The following is a 17,513-nucleotide window of genomic DNA, read 5'->3' as shown; positions in this document are numbered from 1 at the left end:
TAAGCTTCGCGACCATGCTTCAGACGGAACAGATCGCGCTCATCCAGCGCGCCATGGCGCTGATCGACAGCAAGGGCAGCGAGCGCGGCGAGCCCGCATCGAGTCCTGTGGAGCGCTACATCGATCCGGTGCGCTATCAGCGCGAGATCGAGATGCTCTTTCGCCGCTATCCGCTCGCGCTGTGTCCCTCGGCCTCGTTGCCGAACGAAGGCGATTCGCTGGCGATCGACGTTGCCGGCTTGCCGCTCCTCGTCGTGCGCGGCGCCGATGGCCGCATCCATGCCTTCGTCAACGCCTGCCGGCATCGCGGCGCGCGGCTGCGGCCGCCGGGTGCTTCGAGCCAGCGCGTACTGGTGTGTCCGTATCACAGCTGGACCTACGGCCTCGACGGCGCATTGCGCGGTCGGCCGCACGGCGAGGATTTTCCGAATGCGCCGTCGCCGGATTGCACGCTGGCGCGCGTCCCGGCCGCGGAAGCGCTCGGCTTCGTCTGGGTCGTGCCGCGCCTCGTCGGGCAGGGGAGCGATGCAAGGCTCGACCTCGACGGATGGCTCGGCCGCTTCGGTGCGGATCTGCGGTCATGGGGCTACGACGGCTGGGTGCCGTTCCACCAGCGCGAATTCCAGAATGCGGCGAACTGGAAGATCCCCTTCGAAGCCAATCTGGAGACATATCACTTCCAGTACGCGCACCGGAACAGCATCGCGCATATGTTCTACGACAACCTGCTGCTCGCGGACCATGACCGGCAGCACCATCGCATCTTCCTGCCCAAGCGCAGCATCGAATCGCTCAGGGACACGCCGACGGATCAATGGCAGGCCGGGCCGCACTCGAACATCATCTACTTCTTCTTCCCGGCGACCTTCATCCTGCACGAAGGCGACCACGCGAACGCTTTCACCGTGCTGCCCGAATCACCCGACCGCTCGCGCGTGCTCGCCACCACGCTGATCCCCGAAATGCCGAAGACGGAGAAGTCGGTCAACTACTGGCGCAAGAACATCGAATCGTTCTGGGGTGCGCTCGACGAGGACTTCGCGCTCGGCGTCTCGGCGCAGTCGACGCTGGCGAGCGGGGCGAACGAGGTGTTGTACTTCGGCGCGGCGGAGTGGTGCTCTGCCAGGTTTCACCGGGATGTGGAAGAGGCGATCGCGCCCGGAGCCTAGCGCGTTGCCGCAACGATCGGCGGCCGCTCCTGCGCTGTCACCGATCGCGTGATGAGCCGGCCATCGCGCAGCACCGACACTTCCACGCTGCGGCCGATGCGGTCTGCGCTCAGGAGCCTCAGCAGATCGTCCGCACCCGCGACCACCATGTCGTCCAGCGCCACGAGGATGTCGCCGACGCGCAATCCTGCCTCCTCCGCCGCGCTGCCGGGTTGCACCTCGCCGATGCGCACCGCGTTCGCGCCCGAGTGGATCGCCAGCGCCACGCGGCGCGACAGCGGCACCGTCTGCGCTGCGATGCCGAGGTGCGCGCGCCGCACGCGGCCATGCGCGATGAATTCGCCGATCACGAAGCCCGCCGTGTTGCTCGATACCGCGAACGCAAGCCCCTGCGCGCCCGCGATCATCGCGGTGTTGATGCCCACCACCTGCCCCGAAGCCGCCACCAGCGCGCCGCCCGAATTGCCGGGGTTCAACGCGACATCGTTCTGGATCACGTCGTCGATCAGATGTCCGCTCTGCGAGCGCAGGGAACGGCCGAGCGCCGACACGATGCCCGCGGTGATCGTCGATTCGAAGCCCAGCGGATTGCCGATGCCCACTACCAGGTGGCCGCGCTTGAGCATCTTCGAATCGCCGAGCCGGGCGGTTGCCGCACCGCGCGGCAGTTCCACGCGCAGCAGCGCGAGATCGGTCGCCGGGTCGTCGCCGATCACCTCCGCCTCGCGGTCGCCGGCTTCGGTGCTGCCTACGCGCACACGGCGTGCACCGGCGACCACATGGCTGTTCGTCAGCACGAGTCCGTCGTTGGCGATGACCACGCCGGAGCCCAGCCCGCCACGCCGGCCCGCCGTGCCGCTCTGCACGCGAACCACCGCCGGGCCGACGCTGTCGGCCACCGTCGCGACCGCGTGCGAGTAGGCGTCGATCAGCGCGCCCTGATCCAGATCCGGAGCGCCGCCTTCGATGGTCGATGAGGAAGAAGTGTCGTCGTCGAACATGTCTGTCTCACAAATGGATGACGCCTTGCCGCACCGCCTGCGCGACCGCGTCGGTGCGGCCGGTCGCGTCGAGCTTGTCGAGCAGCGAGCCCACGTGGAACTTCGCCGTGTGCACCGAGATGCCGAGCCGCCGCGCGATCGATTTGTTCGATGCGCCTTCGGCCATTAGCGCGAGCACTTCGAGTTCCCGCGGTGTCAGCGTTGCTTCGCCGTTGTCGGAGGCGGGCGCCGCTTCGGTCGCTGCCAGCACGATGACATCTGCCGCTTCGCCACGCTGCGCGACGCGCAGGCCGGGTGCATGAGCGAGCGACGCGAAGAGGCGCTCCGACAGCTCGGCGTCTTCGATGTCGATCGCGACCACGATCGGATCCGCAACCTGCGATGCGCTCAATCGGCGGGCCTTTCTCCGATGGTGATCGGCAGTTCGACCGGCTCGCCGGCACGCCGCAGCGACAGCTTCACGACCGTGCCGACGCTCGCCGGCCCGAGCGCGCGCAGCAGCATGTGCACGCTGCGCACCGGTTCGCCGTTCCACGCGAGGATCACGTCGCCTTGCCGAACGTCCGCCGCCGCGCCGGGGCCGTCGCGATCGACGCCCATCACCATCGCGCCGATGCCGTCGGGCAGCACCTTCACCGGCTGAAGCGCGACGCCGAGGTAGCCACGCGGCACGTGGCCCGTCGCGGCCAACTGAGCGGCCACGCGATCGACCGTCGTGCCCGGAATCACGAGCACGCGCCCGCGCGGGCCGAACACGCTCATGCCGATCGCACGGCCGCTTGCATCGAGCGCCAGTCCGCCTTCGACGCTGCGCCGCATCACGAGGCCCAGTTCGATCCGCATGTCGATGTCGCCGCCGCGCAGGCTGCGCCATGCAGGTCCGACGAGCGACACGACGCCCGCCGCCGCGAGGGCGGTGCCGGCCTGCGAGCCCACTGCGAGTGCGATCGAACCGGTGCGAACCGGCGCCGCATCGAAGGCGATCGGGGAGGGCGCCTGGCCCTCGACGCGAAGCAGCGCGACGTCGGTGGCGGGGTCACGCCCGACGATGTTCGCTCGCAGCTTGCCGCCGTCCGGGAGCAGCACCGCGAGGTCGCCTTCGTCGGGCAGCGATTCCTCGGAGGTGACGACCAGCCCGTCGCGCCAGACGAAGCCGCTGGCGCGCGACCGCGCCGCATGCACCGCCACCACGCTGCGCGAGGCGGCAGCCACCGCATCCGCCATGGCGGCGGACAGTTGTTCGAGGGACGAGGAAGTCATCGTGTCGGCCATGGGAAGCTCCTTAGATGGCTTCATTGTGTGAAGCCACAAGGGGGTGGCGCTACTGCCCGGTTGGGCAGGGACGGCGTCGTGCGCAGGCACGCCCGATGTAACAGTGCTCAAGCTTGCTGCCCGGCTGCCGTTATCCGGGGTGCCATGACAAAACCTCAGCAGCCGGCGCCACCAGAGCTCACTTACCACCCGAACCTCGGCGACCGAATCGTCCAGGACGACGGGCAGTACCTGCTCGTTTCGCTGGTCGGAGTGCCTGGCAGCAAAGCCAAGGGGCTGCTCCTGCGCCGAGGGTCACGCAGTTCGAACGCGCCGTATGGCCTCGAATGCCTGGGCCACCACCTCCTGCTCGCCGACGGGCGCTGGTATGCGTCACGGATCGTTGGCGGAGACGGCGAACATGCGAAAAGGACCACGACCGGGATCTTCCAGTCGGAGCTCGACGCTTTGGTCAATCTCTGGGCCAGCCGGCGTTCCCCAGGCCTCGCGCTGATGGTCTGAGCCGTTGCTGAATCGCGATGCGACCGGCATCGGACCGGCGCGTGCACCCGAGAGCAAAATGGCAAGGTCGGATGAAAGAACGGCCATGAAGCTTCTGAAGCTCGCGTGCGTCACGGTTCTGGTCGGGTTGCCGTGCCTGGCAGCCGCGGAGTCGCTGCGGTGCCCTGGAGGCATCGTCGCGGAGGGCGACTCCCGTCTGTCCGTCATCTACAAGTGCGGTCAGCCGGCGCTCACGGATACCTACTGCGCGCCCGTGTATTACGGTGGCACGCTTCATGTGGTGCCAGAGCCTTACGCATCGACCGTGGTGCCATGCCAGCAGATCGAACAGTGGCTCTACGAGCGCGGGCCGGGCGAGATGATGGCCACCGTTTTCCTGCGCTCGGGCGTGGTGCAGTCGATCGAGTACGGGCGGCAGCCGCGATAGCGTTCACGCGCACCCGGGCGGGGATTTCCTCACCGGCCGATGCGCGCGCTCAGGCTCGGCAGGCCGCGCCGAACGAGCCGTCATTGGCGATCGTTGTCGTCGTTGCCGTGCCCGGAGCCATTGCCGCCGCTGGAATGTTCCTCATGGTCGTCGTCATCGTCGCGCATCGCCACGCAGGCGAAGTTCGCCGCGTCCTCGATGCTGCCGTGCCCGGTGTAGCGCGGCTGGGCGGGGTAGGCGCAGATCGGCCGCGTGCGTCCGGGCCATGGCGTGTCTGCCGGTGCGGTGCCGATGAGCGCCGACGGGCCCTGTCCCTGCTCGACCCATTTGACGAGTGCGCCGAAGGCGTCGAACTGCGATGTGGCAGGCCCACCGCCGCAGTGGTTCATGCCCGGCACCACGAAGAGGCGCGCGAACTGCTGCGTGTCGCGCACGCCGCCGGAGCGGTCGATCAGGTCGCGATACCAGCCGATGTGGTATTTCGACGAGAACACCGGATCGGCCTGTCCGCTGTAGACGATCAGCTTGCTGCCGCCCGCACGGAAGCGGCGGTAGTCGGTCGAGCGGGTGCCCATGAAGTCCATCGCCGACTGCGAATAGATGCCGCTGCGCGCGTAGATCTCCGGGGCATCCACGTCCATGTCGAAGCTGAGCAGCCACGGCATGAAGGCGTCGTTGAGCCCCGGCAGGCCCGGCACCGGCCCTGCGGTCGTGATGACGGCGCCCGGGTAGCCCGGCCTGCCGGCCGTCTTCGAATTCGGCGGCGTGGTGAAGACGAAGGGCAAGGCCGCGCCGCCGAGCGTGGTGTTCAGCGACGTGTTGCCCGGCGCAGGGAAGAGCGGCCCGATCTTCCAGATGCGCCAGCCGGGCGCGGCGATGCCCGGGTCCCAGAACCAGCCGGCGTAGAGGGCGCGGCCCTTCGAGTCCCTCGCGCCGTCGAACACGCTGCGCAAGGCGCGGACCTGGCTGGCCGAGAGCAGCCCCGAGCCCTGCGGGCCGAGCGTGCGCGGATCGAAGCGGCAGGCCTGCGGATTGGAGACGATGCCGTCGACGAGGCCGTCCTTGCCGTCGCATTCCTTGAGGATCGCATCGCCGATCGCGCTCAGTTCCGCCGAGGTGAACGAAGTCGCGAGGTCGGGAAAGCCGAAGGGCGTGAGCGAGCGCGCGGCGCTTGCGAAGGCCGGGTGTCCCAGGCCTCGGCGATGGCGGCCTTGGGCAGATCCATGCCGGGGTTGCCGGCGATGACGCCGTCGAAGAGGTCCGGATAGCGTTGCGAGAACATCAGGCCCTCGCGGCCGCCTTCCGAGCAGCCCTCGAAGTAGGCGTACCTGATCTTCTGGCGGTAGTAGGTCCGCGTGATCGACTTGGCGGCCTGCGCGACGCGGGCGGGGCCGTCGTAGCCGTAGTCGAGGCGCGCCTGCGGATCGAAGCCGAACTCGGCGTTGCCCGCGACGGCCGAGATGTTCGTGGCGGCGTCGTGCCCGCTGTCCGTGGAGACCACGGCATACCCCTGGTTGATCTGCGCCGCATCGGCGCCGCCGACGCTGCCGTCAAGCCCGCCGCCGCCCTGGTAGTAGAAGCGTTCGTTCCATGACGTGGGCATGCGCAGATGGAACTTCACCGCGTAGCTCTGGCCATCCGCCCCGGTGTGCTGGCCGATGCTGCCGAACACCTCGCAGTGCTCGGGCAAGGTCGCCGTGGCCACGTTGAGGACGGCGCTCGTGATGGTCGCGCCTTCGATGGTCTGGTTGAGCAGGGCGTTGCACGCGATGGGCGTCGCCGCATGGCTGTAGGCCGTCGCTCCCAGCAGGAGCAGTGCAAGCGGCGCGGGAAGTCGATCCTTGAGGTTCATTCCGAGTCTCCTGTTTGTTGTACTGGAGGAATGCGCGCAAGGTTCTTTTTTATAACTAGATGGTTATGCTCCGCAACTGGTACTTGCGATCTTGCGGGGGCGCCGGGTCGAGCCCAGTCGACTGTCCGGGGCTATTGCTGGCCGCCCTGGAGCATCGCGGCCATCTTCTGGTGGACCAGGTTGATCGCCTTCAGCGGACGGATCATCACCTTGAATTCGGTGATCTTGCCGTCGTCGTTCCACTTGATCATGTCGACGCCGTTCACGGCGATCCCGTCGATCCGGACCTCGAATTCGAGGACGGCATCGTGATCGCTCTTCAGCTCCCGCACGTAGCGGAACGACTCGTTGAAGAAGACATGGAAGGCCGCAGCGAGATACGCCCGGGTGAGGGCGCGCCCCACTTGCGGCGTGTGCACGACGGGTGAGTGGAAGACCGCGTCATCCGAGAGAAGTGCGTCGAGCCCCCGGGCATTGCGGTCCTGCAGGAGTTGATGCCACGCGGCAATCGGATCGGAAGACATCGTGAGTCACCTTTGTGCGACGGATGGAGATGGCCCGCGACGCTACCCGATCGCTCCGGCGCGGGCAACCCGCGCTCGTCAGGTCCGCCAGGGCAGCTCCAGCAGCTGGCCGTCGGGCAGGCAGGTGACGACCGGGCTCGCGCCGAAGATGCCCATCGTCTCCATCGGCACTTCGCCGGTGTTGAAGATCTGATGGTCGCGGCCGCGCGGCAGGATCAGCGTGCTGCTCGGACCGAAGCGATGCACCTCGCCGTCCACGTGCAGTTCGCCGAAGCCCGCCTGGCACAGAACGACCTCGTCGCATTCGTGCCGGTGCGGCGGCGTCGCCGCGCCGGGTTCGAGGGTCTGGCGCCAGATGGAGATCTGGTCCAGGCCTTCGTCATGGCCGGCCCAGGTGGCGTGGGCAACGCCGGGAATGGCCGCGGCGCGCGGGGAAGCTTGTTCGATCACGTACATGTTTCGCTCCAGTCGGAAGAGGGGTTGAAGAGGTGCCGCGGCGCCACGGACGACTGAAGTTTGCGCGGCTCCCGGTTCGCGCGGAAGCAGCGGTGGCGGACTAACATTGCCGACGGAATGTCCGCAATGGAGGTCCGCGATGCATGGCTTGCAAGCGCTTCTGGCTTTCTCGGAAACCGCCAAGCGAGGCGGTTTCGCTTCCGCCGCGCGCGAACTCGGCACCTCGTCTTCGGCGCTCGCCAAGTCGGTGGGGCGGCTGGAGGATTCGCTGGGCCTGCGGCTCTTTCACCGCACCACGCGGCGCGTGACGCTCACCGTCGATGGCGAACGCCTGTTCAGGCGCTGCCAGCGCGTGCTGGCGGAACTCGACGAACTGCAATCCGAAGCCTCGGGCGTGCGCGCCGCGCCGAGCGGCACGCTGCGCGTGAACATGCCGATCGTGTTCGGCCGCATGTTCGTGCTGCCGGTGCTGGCGAAACTCGCGGCGCAATACCCGGGGCTGGAGATCGACGCGCGCTTTTCGGACGCCTACGTGGACCTCATCCAGGACGGCATCGACGTCGCGATCCGTGCGGGCGACCTGCAGGATTCGACCCTCGTGGCGCGCCGCTTCGCGAGCCAGCAGCTCGTGCTGGTGGCCGCGCCCGCCTACCTGCAGGCGAACGGCGAGCCGAAGGCGATCGAGGACCTCAGCGCGCACCGGCACATCCTCTTTCGCATGCCGACCTCCGGGCGCGACCGGCCGCAGCAGTTCACGGTGCGGCGCAAGACGATTTCGCTGCACCCGGCGCACGGCACCCGCCTGAACGACGGCGAAGCCATGGTGCAGGCCGCGGTGCTGGGCATGGGGCTCACGCAGGTGCCCGACTACATGGCGGCCGCCGAGATCGCAGCGGGGCGGCTGGTGGAGGTGCTGGCGCAGCACCGTCCGCCCGCGATGCCGATCCATGCCGTCATGCCCGGCCACCGGATGGTGCCGCCGCGCGTGCGCGTGCTGCTCGACGCCCTGGAGAGGCCTACGACCCCTGCGACTGGTGCACCTCCACCGTGATGTGCGCCAGTTCCTCATGAATGCCCAGCAGTTGCCGGAAGTGCGCCGGTGTCGTGGCCTGCTGCACTTCCACGGCGAGGATGCATGCGTACTTCGCGCGGCCCACGCGCCAGACGTGCAGATCGTGGATGCGCGCGGGCACGGGGCCGGCTGCGATCGCATCCCGGATCTCCTCGACCACCGGCGCGTCCATCTCGGCATCGAGCAGCACCCGGCCGGTGTCGCGCAGCAGGCCCAGCGCCCATACCGCGACCAGTACGGACCCGACGATGCCCATCGCCGGGTCGAGCCAGCCGAAGCCCCAGAGCAAACCACCGAGCAGCGCCGCGATCGCCAAGATCGAGGTGGCCGCATCGGCGAGCACGTGGATGTAGGCTGATCGCAGGTTGAGGTCCTGGTGGCCGTGATGGTGATCGTGCTCGTGAGCATGGTGCTCATGACCATGGTGGTGATGGTGATGCCCGTCTTTCAGCAGCCACGCGCAAGCGAGGTTGACCAGGAGGCCGATGACCGCGATCACGATTGCCTGCTCGTAGTGGATGGCCGCCGGAGAGAAGAGCCTTTCGACCGATTGGTACGCCATCCAGCCGGCGACCAGCAGCAGGAAGATCGCGCTCGTGTAGCCGGCCAGGATCTCGATCTTCCAGGTCCCGAAGGCGAAACGCGCGTTGCCGGAAAGCCGGCGTGCGGTGGCATAGGCGGCCACCGAAAGCCCGAGTGCCAGGGCGTGGGAGCTCATGTGCCAGCCGTCGGCCAGGAGCGCCATGGAGTTGAACCAGTAGCCGCCCGCGATCTCCAGCACCATCATGGCCGCGGTGAGCAGGACGGCGAGCCGGGCATTCTTTTCGCCGAGCGGATTGCCGTCGTCGAACACATGCGAATGGCTGTCTGCTTCGAATCGGGCGGCGTCGGAATTGGTGGAAGCATGGATCATCAAGATACTGTACCCCAGTATCTGCTGCGGCCTAGAATCGCCCCTCATGTCGCATACGGTTCTCAACAAGAAGCCCTTGCTCACGCGCATCCGGCGCATCAAGGGGCAGACGGAAGCCCTGGAGCGCGCGCTCGACGAAGACCGCGACTGCGCCGCCGTGCTCCAGCAGCTCGCCGCCATCCGCGGCGCGGTCAACGGGCTGATGCTGGAAGTGCTCGACGGCCATGTGCGCCACCATCTGGGCGCGCAAGACGCCTCCCGCGAAGAGCGCGCGGAAGACCTCGACGTGGTCGTTTCGGCGCTGCGGTCGTACCTGAAGTAGCCGGGCGCATTTAGACTGGCGAACCCCGTGGCGTCACCCGCTTATCGAGGCTTTCCAGTGACATCGGAAACCCCATCACCAGACAGCGCGGGCGACGACCTGCTGCTGCGGGTCTCGCCGCCGAGGGTGCCTAGGCACCTGCTTTCCCGGCCGCGGCTGCTGGCCAACGACCCGGCATTCCGCGGTGTTCCGGCGATCCTGATCCAGGCGCCCGCCGGCTTCGGCAAGACCTCGCTGCTGGCGCAATGGCGGCTGGAGCACCTTTCGCACGGCCTCGTCGTGGCCTGGGTCTCGGTGCAGCCGCGCGACACGCCGCAGCGGCTCGCGCAGGCGCTGGCGATGGCGGTGCGGCGCAGCTCGGGGCGCTCGACCTTCGGCCACGTGCTGCTCGACGCCGTCGGGCCGAGCAGCCTCGAAGGCATCACGATCTGGCTGGCCGAACTGGCGCAGACGGCACTCGACGTCGTGCTGATCGTCGACGAGGCCGAGCGCCTGCCCGCCGCTTCTCGCGAGGCACTGGCCTACCTGCTGCGCAATGCGCCGCCGAACCTGCGCACCATCATCGCGGCGCGGCCGGACTGCAACCTCGACATCGACGACCTGATCGCCTATGGGCAATGCGTGGTGGTCGGACCGGCGATGCTGCGCTTCAAGCTCGAAGAGACGCTGGAGCTGGTGCACGAGCGCTTCGGCGCGACCATCGACAACGACACGGCCGCGCGCCTGCATGCGCTCACCGAAGGCTGGCCGCTGGGCCTGCAGTTGTCGCTCACGGTGATGGCGCGCGGCGCCGACGTGACGGGCATCGCGGGCATCGGCGGGCAGTTGCGCGACCAGTTCATGACGCTGCTGCTCGCGAACCTCGATGCCGCGGATCGCGAATTCCTCACCCGCATCGCGATCCTCGACCACCTGCATCCGGAGCTGTGCCGCCGGGTCGCGGAGATCGACGACGCCACCGAGCGGCTCGCGCGCCTGAGCCGCGACACGCCGGTGTTCGTGGCGGCGGAGCAGGGCGACTGGCTGCGCATGCACATGCTCGCGCGCGACGTGCTGCGCGAGGCATTCACCGCGCTGCCCACGGAGCAGCAGGAAGGGGCGCATGCACGCGCGGCGGCATGGCTGGCCGAGCGCGGCATGCTCGAAGACGCCGCGCGGCACGCGCTGGTCGCGGGCCAGCGCGAACTGGCCTACGAGCTTGCCGAACGCAGCCTCTACGAAGCCATCGTGAAGCACGGCCGGCAGGGCGTGGTGCTCGAATGGCTGGCGCAGTTGCCCGCCGACGAGCTCGATCGCCGTCCGCGCCTGCTGCTGGCCGCGGCCTGGACGCTGGCGATCAGCGAGCGCCACGAGGACGCCGGCCGCATGGTCGCGCGCATCCAGGCGCACCAGTCCAGCGACAGGCCCGACCCGACGCTGCAATGCGAATGCGCGCTGATCCTGAGCGGCGCGGCGGTGTTCGCCGACGATCCGGATCGCTTTGCCGCGCTGCACGACCCGTGGGCCGAGTCGCCGCCGCTGCGCGATCCGATGCTCCTGCAGGTGCATGCCAATCGCACCGCGTACCGCACGTTGCTCGAAGGCGATCCGGCGCTGGCGCGCCTGCGGCAGCAGCAGTCGCCGCGGGGGGATTTCGGTCGCGGGCAGGGCTTCGTCGGCCGCTGGGGCGAATTCATCATCGGCCTCTCGTACGTGTGGGAAGGGCAGGTGCTGCTGGTCGAGAGCCTGCTGCAGCCGGCCGTCGCCAGCGCCGACGCGGAGCTGGGCCGGCGCAACAGCTTCAGCTGCATGCTCGCGGCGCTCCTGGCCTCGGCGATGTGGGAGCGTGGCCGTCCGGCCGACGCTTCGGCGCTGCTGGCCGACCGGATCGACGTGCTGGAGCGCAGCGGCCTGCCGGAATCGCTGCTGCTGGCCTATCGCACCATGGCGCGCATGGCGATGGCCGAGGGCGCCGAGCACCGGGTGATCGAACTGCTCGGCGCCCTCGACGCCGTGGGCTCGGCCCGCTCGCTGCCGCGGCTGCGGGTCGCCAGCCTGCTGGAGCAGGTGCGCATGCACGCGCGGCGCTACCGTGCCGGAACCTGCCGCGAGCTGTGCCAGCGCATCGACGCCATGCTGGACGACCCTTCGCTGCCGCAGGGCCGGCTCTGGCGGCGTGGCGTCGACGCGCTGCGGGGGCTGGCGCAGGGCTATGCGGCGATCGCCAGCCAGGATTGGCGCGCGGCACTGGAGCCGCTCGCACGCGCCGACGAACTGGCGCAGGCGTTGCGCCAGGGACGTTTCCGCATCGAGATCATGGGCATGCGCGCTTTCGCGCTCGACCGCTGCGGCGAGCGCGCCGGATCGGCGATGTTGCGCGAAGCCATGGATCTGGCGCAAAGTTATGGGCTGGTCCGCGTCTTCGAGGACGCCCATCCGGACCTCGGCCAATGGGTGCGGCAGGTGGCCGAGCAGGGGGGCGAGCCCGGTCGGGCGGCGGCGCCTGCCATGGCGCCCGCGCGTCCGGCCCCGGCCCGCGAAATTCCTCTTCCGACAGCCGCACGCGGCATGGTGCTCACACCCAAGGAGCGCCAGGTGCTGGAGTTGCTGGCGCGCAATCTCTCCAACAAGGAGATTGGGCGCGCGATGCAGGTGGGCGAAACCACCGTCAAGTGGCACGTCAAGAACCTGCTCGCCAAGCTGGACGCCGGCACGCGCAAGGAAGTCGTCGTGCGAGCGCGCATTCTCGGGCTCATTCAGCCGGGGGATTGAGGCGCAGGCGGAGGGGTTCCCCCCTCCCGCAAGGAGGGGGGGTCAATGGCCTCCGCTGCCTATTCTTACGGCCTGAGGAGTCGCGATACATGCGGCTCTATGACTCAAGAGCCGGTAGAGGCCGGCTCACAACGGAGACAGGCCCATGAACACGACAGTCGAAGCAACCCCGCTGCAAGGCGCACCCGCCGTGGTGTCGTCCGCCGCGCTCAAAACCTCCATCCAGGTCGAACAGCTGACCTGCTCCATCGGTGCCCTGCTGGGCAACGTCGACCTCGGCGCCGCTTCGCGCGACGCCGAGACCGTGGCCGAGATCCGCGCCCTGCTGCTCAAGCACAAGGTGCTCTTCTTCCGCGATCAGGACTTCACCCGTGCCGAACATGTCGCCTTCGCACGCCATTTCGGCAATCTGGAGGACCACCCGGTGGCGGGCAGCGATCCCGAGCACCCCGGCCTGGTGCGCATCTACAAATCGCCCGAAGTCCCCAACGACCGGTACGAGAACGCTTTCCACACCGACGCCACCTGGCGCGAGAAGCCGCCGTTCGGCTGCGTGCTGCGCTGCGTCGAGACGCCGGAAGTCGGCGGCGACACCATCTGGGTGAACATGGCCCTGGCCTATGCCCGGCTGCCGGAAGACATCAAGGCGAAGATCGACGGACTGCGCGCCCGCCACAGCATCGAGGCCAGCTTCGGCGCCGCGATGCCGATCGAGAAGCGACTGGCGCTGCACGCGCAGTTCCCCGATGCCGAGCACCCGGTGGTGCGCACGCATCCGGAGACGGGCGAGAAGATCCTTTTCGTCAACGCCTTCACGACGCACTTCACCAACTTCCACACCGCAGCGAACGTCCGCTTCGGCCAGGACCACGCGCCGGGCGCCAGCCTGCTGCTGAACTACCTGGTCAGCCAGGCCGCGATCCCCGAGTACCAGGTGCGCTGGCGCTGGAAGAAGAACAGCGTCGCCTTCTGGGACAACCGCAGCACCCAGCACTACGCCGTCATGGACTACCCGCCGTGCCACCGGAAGATGGAACGCGCCGGAATCATCGGCGAGGCCACGTACTGAAAACAGCGCCCGCATCACCTCGTTCAACACCCGACATCTCAACTGAAAGACCCATCATGAACTTCCTCGACGGCTCCCTCTTCCCGGAAAACCAGGACAAGCTGGTGATCACCGCAGCGCCTTACGGCCCCGAGTGGATTCCTTCGGACTTTCCGCAGGACATCCCCGTCACCATGGAAGAACAGGTGCAGAAGGCGGTCGACTGCTACAACGCCGGCGCCACCGTGCTGCATCTGCACGTGCGCGAACTGGACGGCAAGGGCTCCAAGCGCCTGTCGATGTTCAACGAACTGATCGCCGGCGTGCGCAAGGCCGTGCCGGACATGATCATCCAGGTCGGCGGCTCGATCTCCTTCGCGCCCGAAACCGACGGCGCCAACGCGAAGTGGCTGCACGACGACACGCGCCACATGCTGGCCGAACTCGATCCGAAGCCGGACCAGGTCACGGTCACCGTCAACACGACGCAGATGAACGTGCTGGAGCACATGGAAGCCGAAGACATCGCCGGCACCTCGCTCGCCGATCCGCAGAACAACGCGGCCTACCGCGAAATGATCGTGCCCTCGGGCCCCGGCTTCATCGAGGAGCATGTGCGCCGCCTGAGCGCCGCCGGCATCCAGAGCGCCTTCCAGTTCTACAACATCAACAGCTTCGAGACGGTCGAGCGCCTGATGCGCCGCGGCATCTACAAGGGTCCGCTGGTGTGCAACTGGGTCGCGATCAGCGGCGGCATGGACCAGCCGACCATCTACAGCCTGTCCAACTTCCTGCGCGCCATCCCCGACGGCACCATGCTGACGGTGGAAAGCAGCATGCGCAACGTGCTGCCGATCAACATGATGGGCATGGCAATGGGCCTGCACGTGCGCTGCGGCATCGAGGACAACCTCTGGAACCAGTCGCGCACCGAGAAGATGTCGACGGTCCAGCAGATCGAGCAGCTCGTTCGCATGTCGCGCGAATTCGGCCGCGAAGTCGCCAATGGCAAGGAAGCACGCGAGATCCTGAAGATCGGCGTGTTCTACGAGACCATCGAAGAGACGCTGGCCGCCAACGGCTTCGCACCCAACCCGAAGGGCCGCCAGCAGGGTTACCTGCGCCGGGTGGCTTGAAGATGGAGACTGCAGCCGTGATGCCGACCGTCCTCATCGTCCCGGGCCTGCGCGACCATGTCGCCGGCCACTGGCAGACGCTGCTGGCCGCCGACCTCGCGGCCAAGGGGCGCAAGGTGCGCACCGTGCCGCCGATGGGGCGCACCGACCTCGACTGCGGGGCGAAGGTCGCCGCGATCGAGCGCGAGGCGCAGGCCATCGACGGCCCGATCGTGATCGTCGCGCACAGCGGCGGCTGCGTGATGGTCGCGCACTGGGCGCGGCAGACGAAGCGCGCCATCGAAGGCGCGCTGCTGGCCACGCCGCCGGATTTCGATCGCCCGATGCCCGAGGGCTACCCGACGATCGACGAACTGCGCGCCAGCGGCTGGCTGCCCGTGCCGCGCCTGACGCTGCCGTTCCCGAGCATCGTGGCGGCAAGCCGCAACGATCCGCTCGGCGAGTACGGGCGCGTGGCCCAGCTCGCCCGGGACTGGGGCGGCCGCCTGGTCGATCTCGGCGAAGTCGGCCACCTCAATCCCGCGTCCGGCTTCGGCAAATGGCCCCGCGCGGAACTGTTCATCAACGAATTGACGAAGTAGTCCACACCAGGGCACCCGCGGAACCGGCTTTGCCGGGCCGCCGGGTGCGCCCCCGGAGAGGGGGGTGGCGCAGCGACACGAAGTGCGCGCAGCCTGGGGGAGATTTCTATACAGGAGACAAACATGGCCAAGGCCATTCGCTTTCATGAAACCGGCGGACCCGAAGTCCTGAAGCTGGAAAACGTCGAAGTCGGCGAGCCCGGCCCGGGCCAGGCGCGCGTGCGCCACACCTACATCGCCGTCAACTTCATCGACATCTACTTCCGTACCGGCCGCTATCCGCTGCCGCTGCCCAACGGACTGGGCTCGGATGCGGTCGGCGTGGTCGAGGCCGTGGGCCCCGGCGTGACCGACATCAAGGTCGGCGATCGCGTCGGCTACCTGATCGGCCCGCAGGGCGCGTATTCCGAAGCGCGCGTGATGCCGGCCGAGGTGCTGATCCCGCTGCCCGATGGCGTCTCGGACCGCACCGCGGCCACGCTGATGATGAAGGGCATGACGGCGCAGTACCTGTTCCGCCAGGTCTACCCGCTCAAGGGCGGCGAGACGATCCTCTATCACGCGGCAGCCGGCGGCGTCGGCCTCATCGCCTGCCAGTGGGCCCGCGCGATGGGCGTGACCATGATCGGCACCGTCAGCACCGACGAGAAGGCCGAGATCGCCAAGGCCAACGGCTGCGCCTACACCATCGTGACCTCCCGCGAGAACATCGCCAAGCGCGTGCGCGAGATCACCGACGGCAAGGGCGTGCCCGTCGTCTACGACTCGGTCGGCAAGGACACGCTGATGGATTCGCTCGACAGCCTGCAGCCGCGCGGCTCGCTGGTGAGCAACGGCACCTCCTCGGGGCCGGTGGTGATCGACTCGCAGCTGCTCGCCGTGAAGGGCTCGATCTGGGTCACGCGGCCGGCGATGATGCACTACATCACCCCGCGCTCGCACATGCTCGAGATGGCCGACGAGCTGTTCGGCCACGTGCTGGCAGGCCGCATCGTGAGCGAGCCCAAGCAGAGCTTCGCTCTCGCGGATGCCGCCGACGCGCACCGCGCGCTCGAATCGCGCAAGACCACCGGCGCGACCGTGCTCGTGCCCTGACGCCAAGGGGATTGCCATGGACATGCATGCTCTCGATTCCAAGCAAGGTTCGGACAGCTACCTGTTCGGCCCGCGCCAGGCGTGGTTCGCCTTCGCGATGACGCTCGGCCTGATGATGGTCGACTACATCGACCGCCAGGTGATCGTTTCGCTCTTTCCGCATCTGAAGGAGGCCTGGGGTCTTTCGGACAAACAGCTCGGCGCGCTCGTGTCGGCGGTGTCGGTCACCGTCGCGGTGGGCGGCATCCCGATCGCTCTCATCGCCGACCGCTTCAGCCGTGTCAAGAGCATCGTGGTGATGGCGACCGTCTGGAGCCTCGCATCGATCTCCTGCATGTTCACGCGCAACTTCGGCCAGTTGCTGGCCGCGCGCGCGGCGGTGGGGCTCGGTGAAGCAGGCTACGGCTCGGTCGGCGCGGCGCTCATCGCGAGCCACTTTCCGGCACGCATGCGCGGTGCGCTGATGGCGGCCTTCTTCTCCGCCGCATCGATCGGCTCGGTGCTGGGTGTGATGCTCGGCGGCGTCATCGCCGCGCGCTGGGGTTGGCAGGCCGCGTTCGGCGTGGTCGGCGTGCCGGGGCTGGTGCTGGCGCTGCTCTACATCAAGGTGCGCGACTACCGCACCGTCGAACTCACGCCGCGCATCGAGCAGGCCACGCGCTCCACGCAGGGCGCTGCGAGCGCCATCATCAAGCGGCTGATGCGTTCGAAGACGCTGCTGTGGGTCTGCATCGCCGCACCGGCGCAGCTCATCCTCGTGTCGGCCATCTGGGCCTGGCTCCCGAGCTTCCTCAACCGTGTGCACGGCATGACGCCCGAGCAGGCCGCGATCAAGGCCGCGCTGGTGGTGCTGTGCGGCGCGCTGGGCAGCGTTGTCTGGGGTGCGATCGCCGATCGCGCCGGCAGGAAGCGTCCCGCGGCCAAGCTGCAGGTGACGGCAGTCGTCTGCATCGCTTCGGCGGCAGTGCTCGCGCTCGGCTTCGGTGCCGAGCACGTCGGGCTGGTCCTGTCGAAGCAGGCGCAATTCGCGCTGCTGGCGTTCGGCGGCTTCCTGATGACCTGCTCCGTGGGAGTCGTTGCGGCCGTGGTGATCGACGTGATCCATCCCGGCATCCGTGCCACCGGCGCTTCGGTGCTCTCGCTGTTCCAGAACCTGCTCGGCCTCGCCATGGGCCCGCTGGTCGCCGGCTTTCTGTCGGATGCCTGGTCGCTCGAGCATGCGCTGATCGCGATGCCTGTCTTCGGTCTGCTGGCTGCTGGCGCCTTCATGCGTGCCTCGCGCAGCTACGGTGCCGACCTGCAGCGCGCCTGCGAAACCGAAGTCGAAGCCGGACCTGATTCCGCGCCCGCTGGCGCTCACCGCAGCGTGCCGGCCTGAAATGGGCATCGCCCC

The 17,513-nt window shown here is 68.3% G+C and carries 19 protein-coding genes and 1 pseudogene; 11 read left to right on the top strand and 9 right to left on the bottom strand.

Annotated features, from left to right (window positions below):
* Positions 1-14: 14 nt before the first annotated feature.
* Positions 15-1,169: an aromatic ring-hydroxylating oxygenase subunit alpha gene (locus WKW77_RS03325; protein WP_340355382.1), complete on the top strand. Its 1,155-nt coding sequence runs from the start codon at positions 15-17 to the stop codon at positions 1,167-1,169.
* Here the strand turns inward: WKW77_RS03325 and WKW77_RS03320 are convergent.
* The 3 genes from WKW77_RS03320 to WKW77_RS03310 are packed head-to-tail and all read right to left on the bottom strand — an operon-like array spanning position 1,166 to position 3,442.
* Positions 1,166-2,170 carry a S1C family serine protease gene (locus tag WKW77_RS03320; RefSeq protein WP_340355381.1) on the bottom strand — a complete coding sequence of 335 codons (1,005 nt, stop codon included), beginning with the start codon at positions 2,168-2,170 and terminating at the stop codon, positions 1,166-1,168. The genes WKW77_RS03325 and WKW77_RS03320 overlap by 4 nt on opposite strands.
* A 7-nt stretch (positions 2,171-2,177) precedes the next feature.
* A complete protein-coding gene (locus WKW77_RS03315) occupies positions 2,178-2,561 on the bottom strand; it encodes a helix-turn-helix transcriptional regulator (RefSeq protein ID WP_340355380.1) in 384 nt (127 codons plus the stop codon).
* Complete coding sequence (locus tag WKW77_RS03310; RefSeq protein ID WP_340355379.1) at positions 2,558-3,442, bottom strand: S1C family serine protease; 885 nt, start codon at positions 3,440-3,442, stop codon at positions 2,558-2,560. The genes WKW77_RS03315 and WKW77_RS03310 overlap by 4 nt, the downstream gene beginning before the upstream one ends.
* Positions 3,443-3,586: 144 nt before the next feature.
* Here WKW77_RS03310 and WKW77_RS03305 point away from each other — a divergent pair, with 144 nt between their 5' ends.
* On the top strand, positions 3,587-3,943 hold the full coding sequence (locus WKW77_RS03305) for a hypothetical protein (protein WP_340355378.1): 357 nt from the start codon (positions 3,587-3,589) through the stop codon (positions 3,941-3,943).
* 85 nt (positions 3,944-4,028) lie between these two features.
* Positions 4,029-4,370: a DUF2845 domain-containing protein gene (locus WKW77_RS03300; RefSeq protein ID WP_340355377.1), complete on the top strand. Its 342-nt coding sequence runs from the start codon at positions 4,029-4,031 to the stop codon at positions 4,368-4,370.
* Between the two features lie 80 nt (positions 4,371-4,450).
* Here WKW77_RS03300 and WKW77_RS03295 read toward each other — a convergent pair whose 3' ends face one another.
* The 5 genes and pseudogenes from WKW77_RS03295 to WKW77_RS03280 form a co-directional block, all read right to left on the bottom strand.
* Positions 4,451-5,314 (bottom strand): tannase/feruloyl esterase family alpha/beta hydrolase, encoded by an 864-nt coding sequence (locus WKW77_RS03295; RefSeq protein WP_479694166.1) that lies wholly within the window; start codon positions 5,312-5,314, stop codon positions 4,451-4,453.
* Between the two features lie 9 nt (positions 5,315-5,323).
* Positions 5,324-5,455, bottom strand: a pseudogene (locus WKW77_RS35150) (tannase/feruloyl esterase family alpha/beta hydrolase); the annotation flags it as partial.
* A 17-nt stretch (positions 5,456-5,472) separates the two neighbouring features.
* Entirely contained in the window at positions 5,473-6,222 is a 750-nt protein-coding gene (locus WKW77_RS03290; RefSeq protein ID WP_340355376.1) for a tannase/feruloyl esterase family alpha/beta hydrolase, read from the bottom strand.
* A gap of 131 nt (positions 6,223-6,353) precedes the next feature.
* A complete protein-coding gene (locus WKW77_RS03285) occupies positions 6,354-6,746 on the bottom strand; it encodes a nuclear transport factor 2 family protein (protein ID WP_340355375.1) in 393 nt (130 codons plus the stop codon).
* Between the two features lie 78 nt (positions 6,747-6,824).
* On the bottom strand, positions 6,825-7,202 hold the full coding sequence (locus WKW77_RS03280) for a cupin domain-containing protein (protein WP_340355374.1): 378 nt from the start codon (positions 7,200-7,202) through the stop codon (positions 6,825-6,827).
* A 139-nt stretch (positions 7,203-7,341) separates the two neighbouring features.
* On the opposite strand from WKW77_RS03280, the gene WKW77_RS03275 reads away from it, so the two are divergent.
* Complete coding sequence (locus WKW77_RS03275; protein WP_340355373.1) at positions 7,342-8,253, top strand: LysR family transcriptional regulator; 912 nt, start codon at positions 7,342-7,344, stop codon at positions 8,251-8,253.
* Here WKW77_RS03275 and dmeF read toward each other — a convergent pair.
* Positions 8,219-9,187 carry a CDF family Co(II)/Ni(II) efflux transporter DmeF gene (dmeF, locus tag WKW77_RS03270; RefSeq protein WP_340355372.1) on the bottom strand — a complete coding sequence of 323 codons (969 nt, stop codon included), beginning with the start codon at positions 9,185-9,187 and terminating at the stop codon, positions 8,219-8,221. The two genes, WKW77_RS03275 and dmeF, sit on opposite strands and share 35 nt — an antisense overlap.
* Positions 9,188-9,233: 46 nt before the next feature.
* Between dmeF and WKW77_RS03265 the strand changes: the two genes are divergently transcribed.
* From WKW77_RS03265 to WKW77_RS03235, 7 genes are all read left to right on the top strand, one after another.
* Positions 9,234-9,509, top strand: coding sequence for a metal/formaldehyde-sensitive transcriptional repressor (locus WKW77_RS03265; RefSeq protein ID WP_184522274.1), 276 nt, complete (start codon positions 9,234-9,236; stop codon positions 9,507-9,509).
* Between the two features lie 57 nt (positions 9,510-9,566).
* Entirely contained in the window at positions 9,567-12,260 is a 2,694-nt protein-coding gene (locus tag WKW77_RS03260; protein ID WP_340355371.1) for a winged helix-turn-helix domain-containing protein, read from the top strand.
* A gap of 145 nt (positions 12,261-12,405) precedes the next feature.
* Positions 12,406-13,329, top strand: a complete 924-nt coding sequence (locus WKW77_RS03255) for a TauD/TfdA dioxygenase family protein (RefSeq protein WP_340355370.1) — start codon at positions 12,406-12,408, stop codon at positions 13,327-13,329.
* A 56-nt stretch (positions 13,330-13,385) separates the two neighbouring features.
* Positions 13,386-14,444 (top strand): beta-keto acid cleavage family enzyme, encoded by a 1,059-nt coding sequence (locus WKW77_RS03250; RefSeq protein WP_340355369.1) that lies wholly within the window; start codon positions 13,386-13,388, stop codon positions 14,442-14,444.
* A gap of 20 nt (positions 14,445-14,464) precedes the next feature.
* Positions 14,465-15,025, top strand: a complete 561-nt coding sequence (locus WKW77_RS03245) for an RBBP9/YdeN family alpha/beta hydrolase (RefSeq protein WP_340355596.1) — start codon at positions 14,465-14,467, stop codon at positions 15,023-15,025.
* 123 nt (positions 15,026-15,148) lie between these two features.
* Positions 15,149-16,120: a quinone oxidoreductase family protein gene (locus WKW77_RS03240; RefSeq protein ID WP_340355368.1), complete on the top strand. Its 972-nt coding sequence runs from the start codon at positions 15,149-15,151 to the stop codon at positions 16,118-16,120.
* Between the two features lie 16 nt (positions 16,121-16,136).
* Entirely contained in the window at positions 16,137-17,498 is a 1,362-nt protein-coding gene (locus WKW77_RS03235) for an MFS transporter (protein ID WP_340355367.1), read from the top strand.
* The last annotated feature ends 15 nt before the right edge of the window (positions 17,499-17,513 follow it).

The sequence above is a fragment of the Variovorax ureilyticus genome (assembly GCF_037889935.1).
In the GTDB taxonomy this organism is placed as follows: Bacteria; Pseudomonadota; Gammaproteobacteria; order Burkholderiales; family Burkholderiaceae_C; genus Variovorax; species Variovorax ureilyticus.
The sequence above is the reverse complement of the archived record's forward strand: the minus strand, read 5'-3'. Positions and strand labels throughout refer to the sequence as shown.

Bases quoted from the DNA above. Each gene is read 5' to 3' on its own strand.
- WKW77_RS03245 (WP_340355596.1), top strand. From the start codon at position 14,465: ATGCCGACCGTCCTCATCGTCCCGGGCCTGCGCGACCATGTCGCCGGC.
- dmeF (WP_340355372.1), bottom strand. From the start codon at position 9,187: ATGATCCATGCTTCCACCAATTCCGACGCCGCCCGATTCGAAGCAGAC.
- WKW77_RS03310 (WP_340355379.1), bottom strand. From the start codon at position 3,442: ATGGCCGACACGATGACTTCCTCGTCCCTCGAACAACTGTCCGCCGCC.
- WKW77_RS03325 (WP_340355382.1), top strand. From the start codon at position 15: ATGCTTCAGACGGAACAGATCGCGCTCATCCAGCGCGCCATGGCGCTG.
- WKW77_RS03280 (WP_340355374.1), bottom strand. From the start codon at position 7,202: ATGTACGTGATCGAACAAGCTTCCCCGCGCGCCGCGGCCATTCCCGGC.
- WKW77_RS03255 (WP_340355370.1), top strand. From the start codon at position 12,406: ATGAACACGACAGTCGAAGCAACCCCGCTGCAAGGCGCACCCGCCGTG.
- WKW77_RS03240 (WP_340355368.1), top strand. From the start codon at position 15,149: ATGGCCAAGGCCATTCGCTTTCATGAAACCGGCGGACCCGAAGTCCTG.
- WKW77_RS03305 (WP_340355378.1), top strand. From the start codon at position 3,587: ATGACAAAACCTCAGCAGCCGGCGCCACCAGAGCTCACTTACCACCCG.
- WKW77_RS03290 (WP_340355376.1), bottom strand. From the start codon at position 6,222: ATGAACCTCAAGGATCGACTTCCCGCGCCGCTTGCACTGCTCCTGCTG.
- WKW77_RS03235 (WP_340355367.1), top strand. From the start codon at position 16,137: ATGGACATGCATGCTCTCGATTCCAAGCAAGGTTCGGACAGCTACCTG.
- WKW77_RS03250 (WP_340355369.1), top strand. From the start codon at position 13,386: ATGAACTTCCTCGACGGCTCCCTCTTCCCGGAAAACCAGGACAAGCTG.
- WKW77_RS03265 (WP_184522274.1), top strand. From the start codon at position 9,234: ATGTCGCATACGGTTCTCAACAAGAAGCCCTTGCTCACGCGCATCCGG.
- WKW77_RS03275 (WP_340355373.1), top strand. From the start codon at position 7,342: ATGCATGGCTTGCAAGCGCTTCTGGCTTTCTCGGAAACCGCCAAGCGA.
- WKW77_RS03320 (WP_340355381.1), bottom strand. From the start codon at position 2,170: ATGTTCGACGACGACACTTCTTCCTCATCGACCATCGAAGGCGGCGCT.
- WKW77_RS03300 (WP_340355377.1), top strand. From the start codon at position 4,029: ATGAAGCTTCTGAAGCTCGCGTGCGTCACGGTTCTGGTCGGGTTGCCG.
- WKW77_RS03285 (WP_340355375.1), bottom strand. From the start codon at position 6,746: ATGTCTTCCGATCCGATTGCCGCGTGGCATCAACTCCTGCAGGACCGC.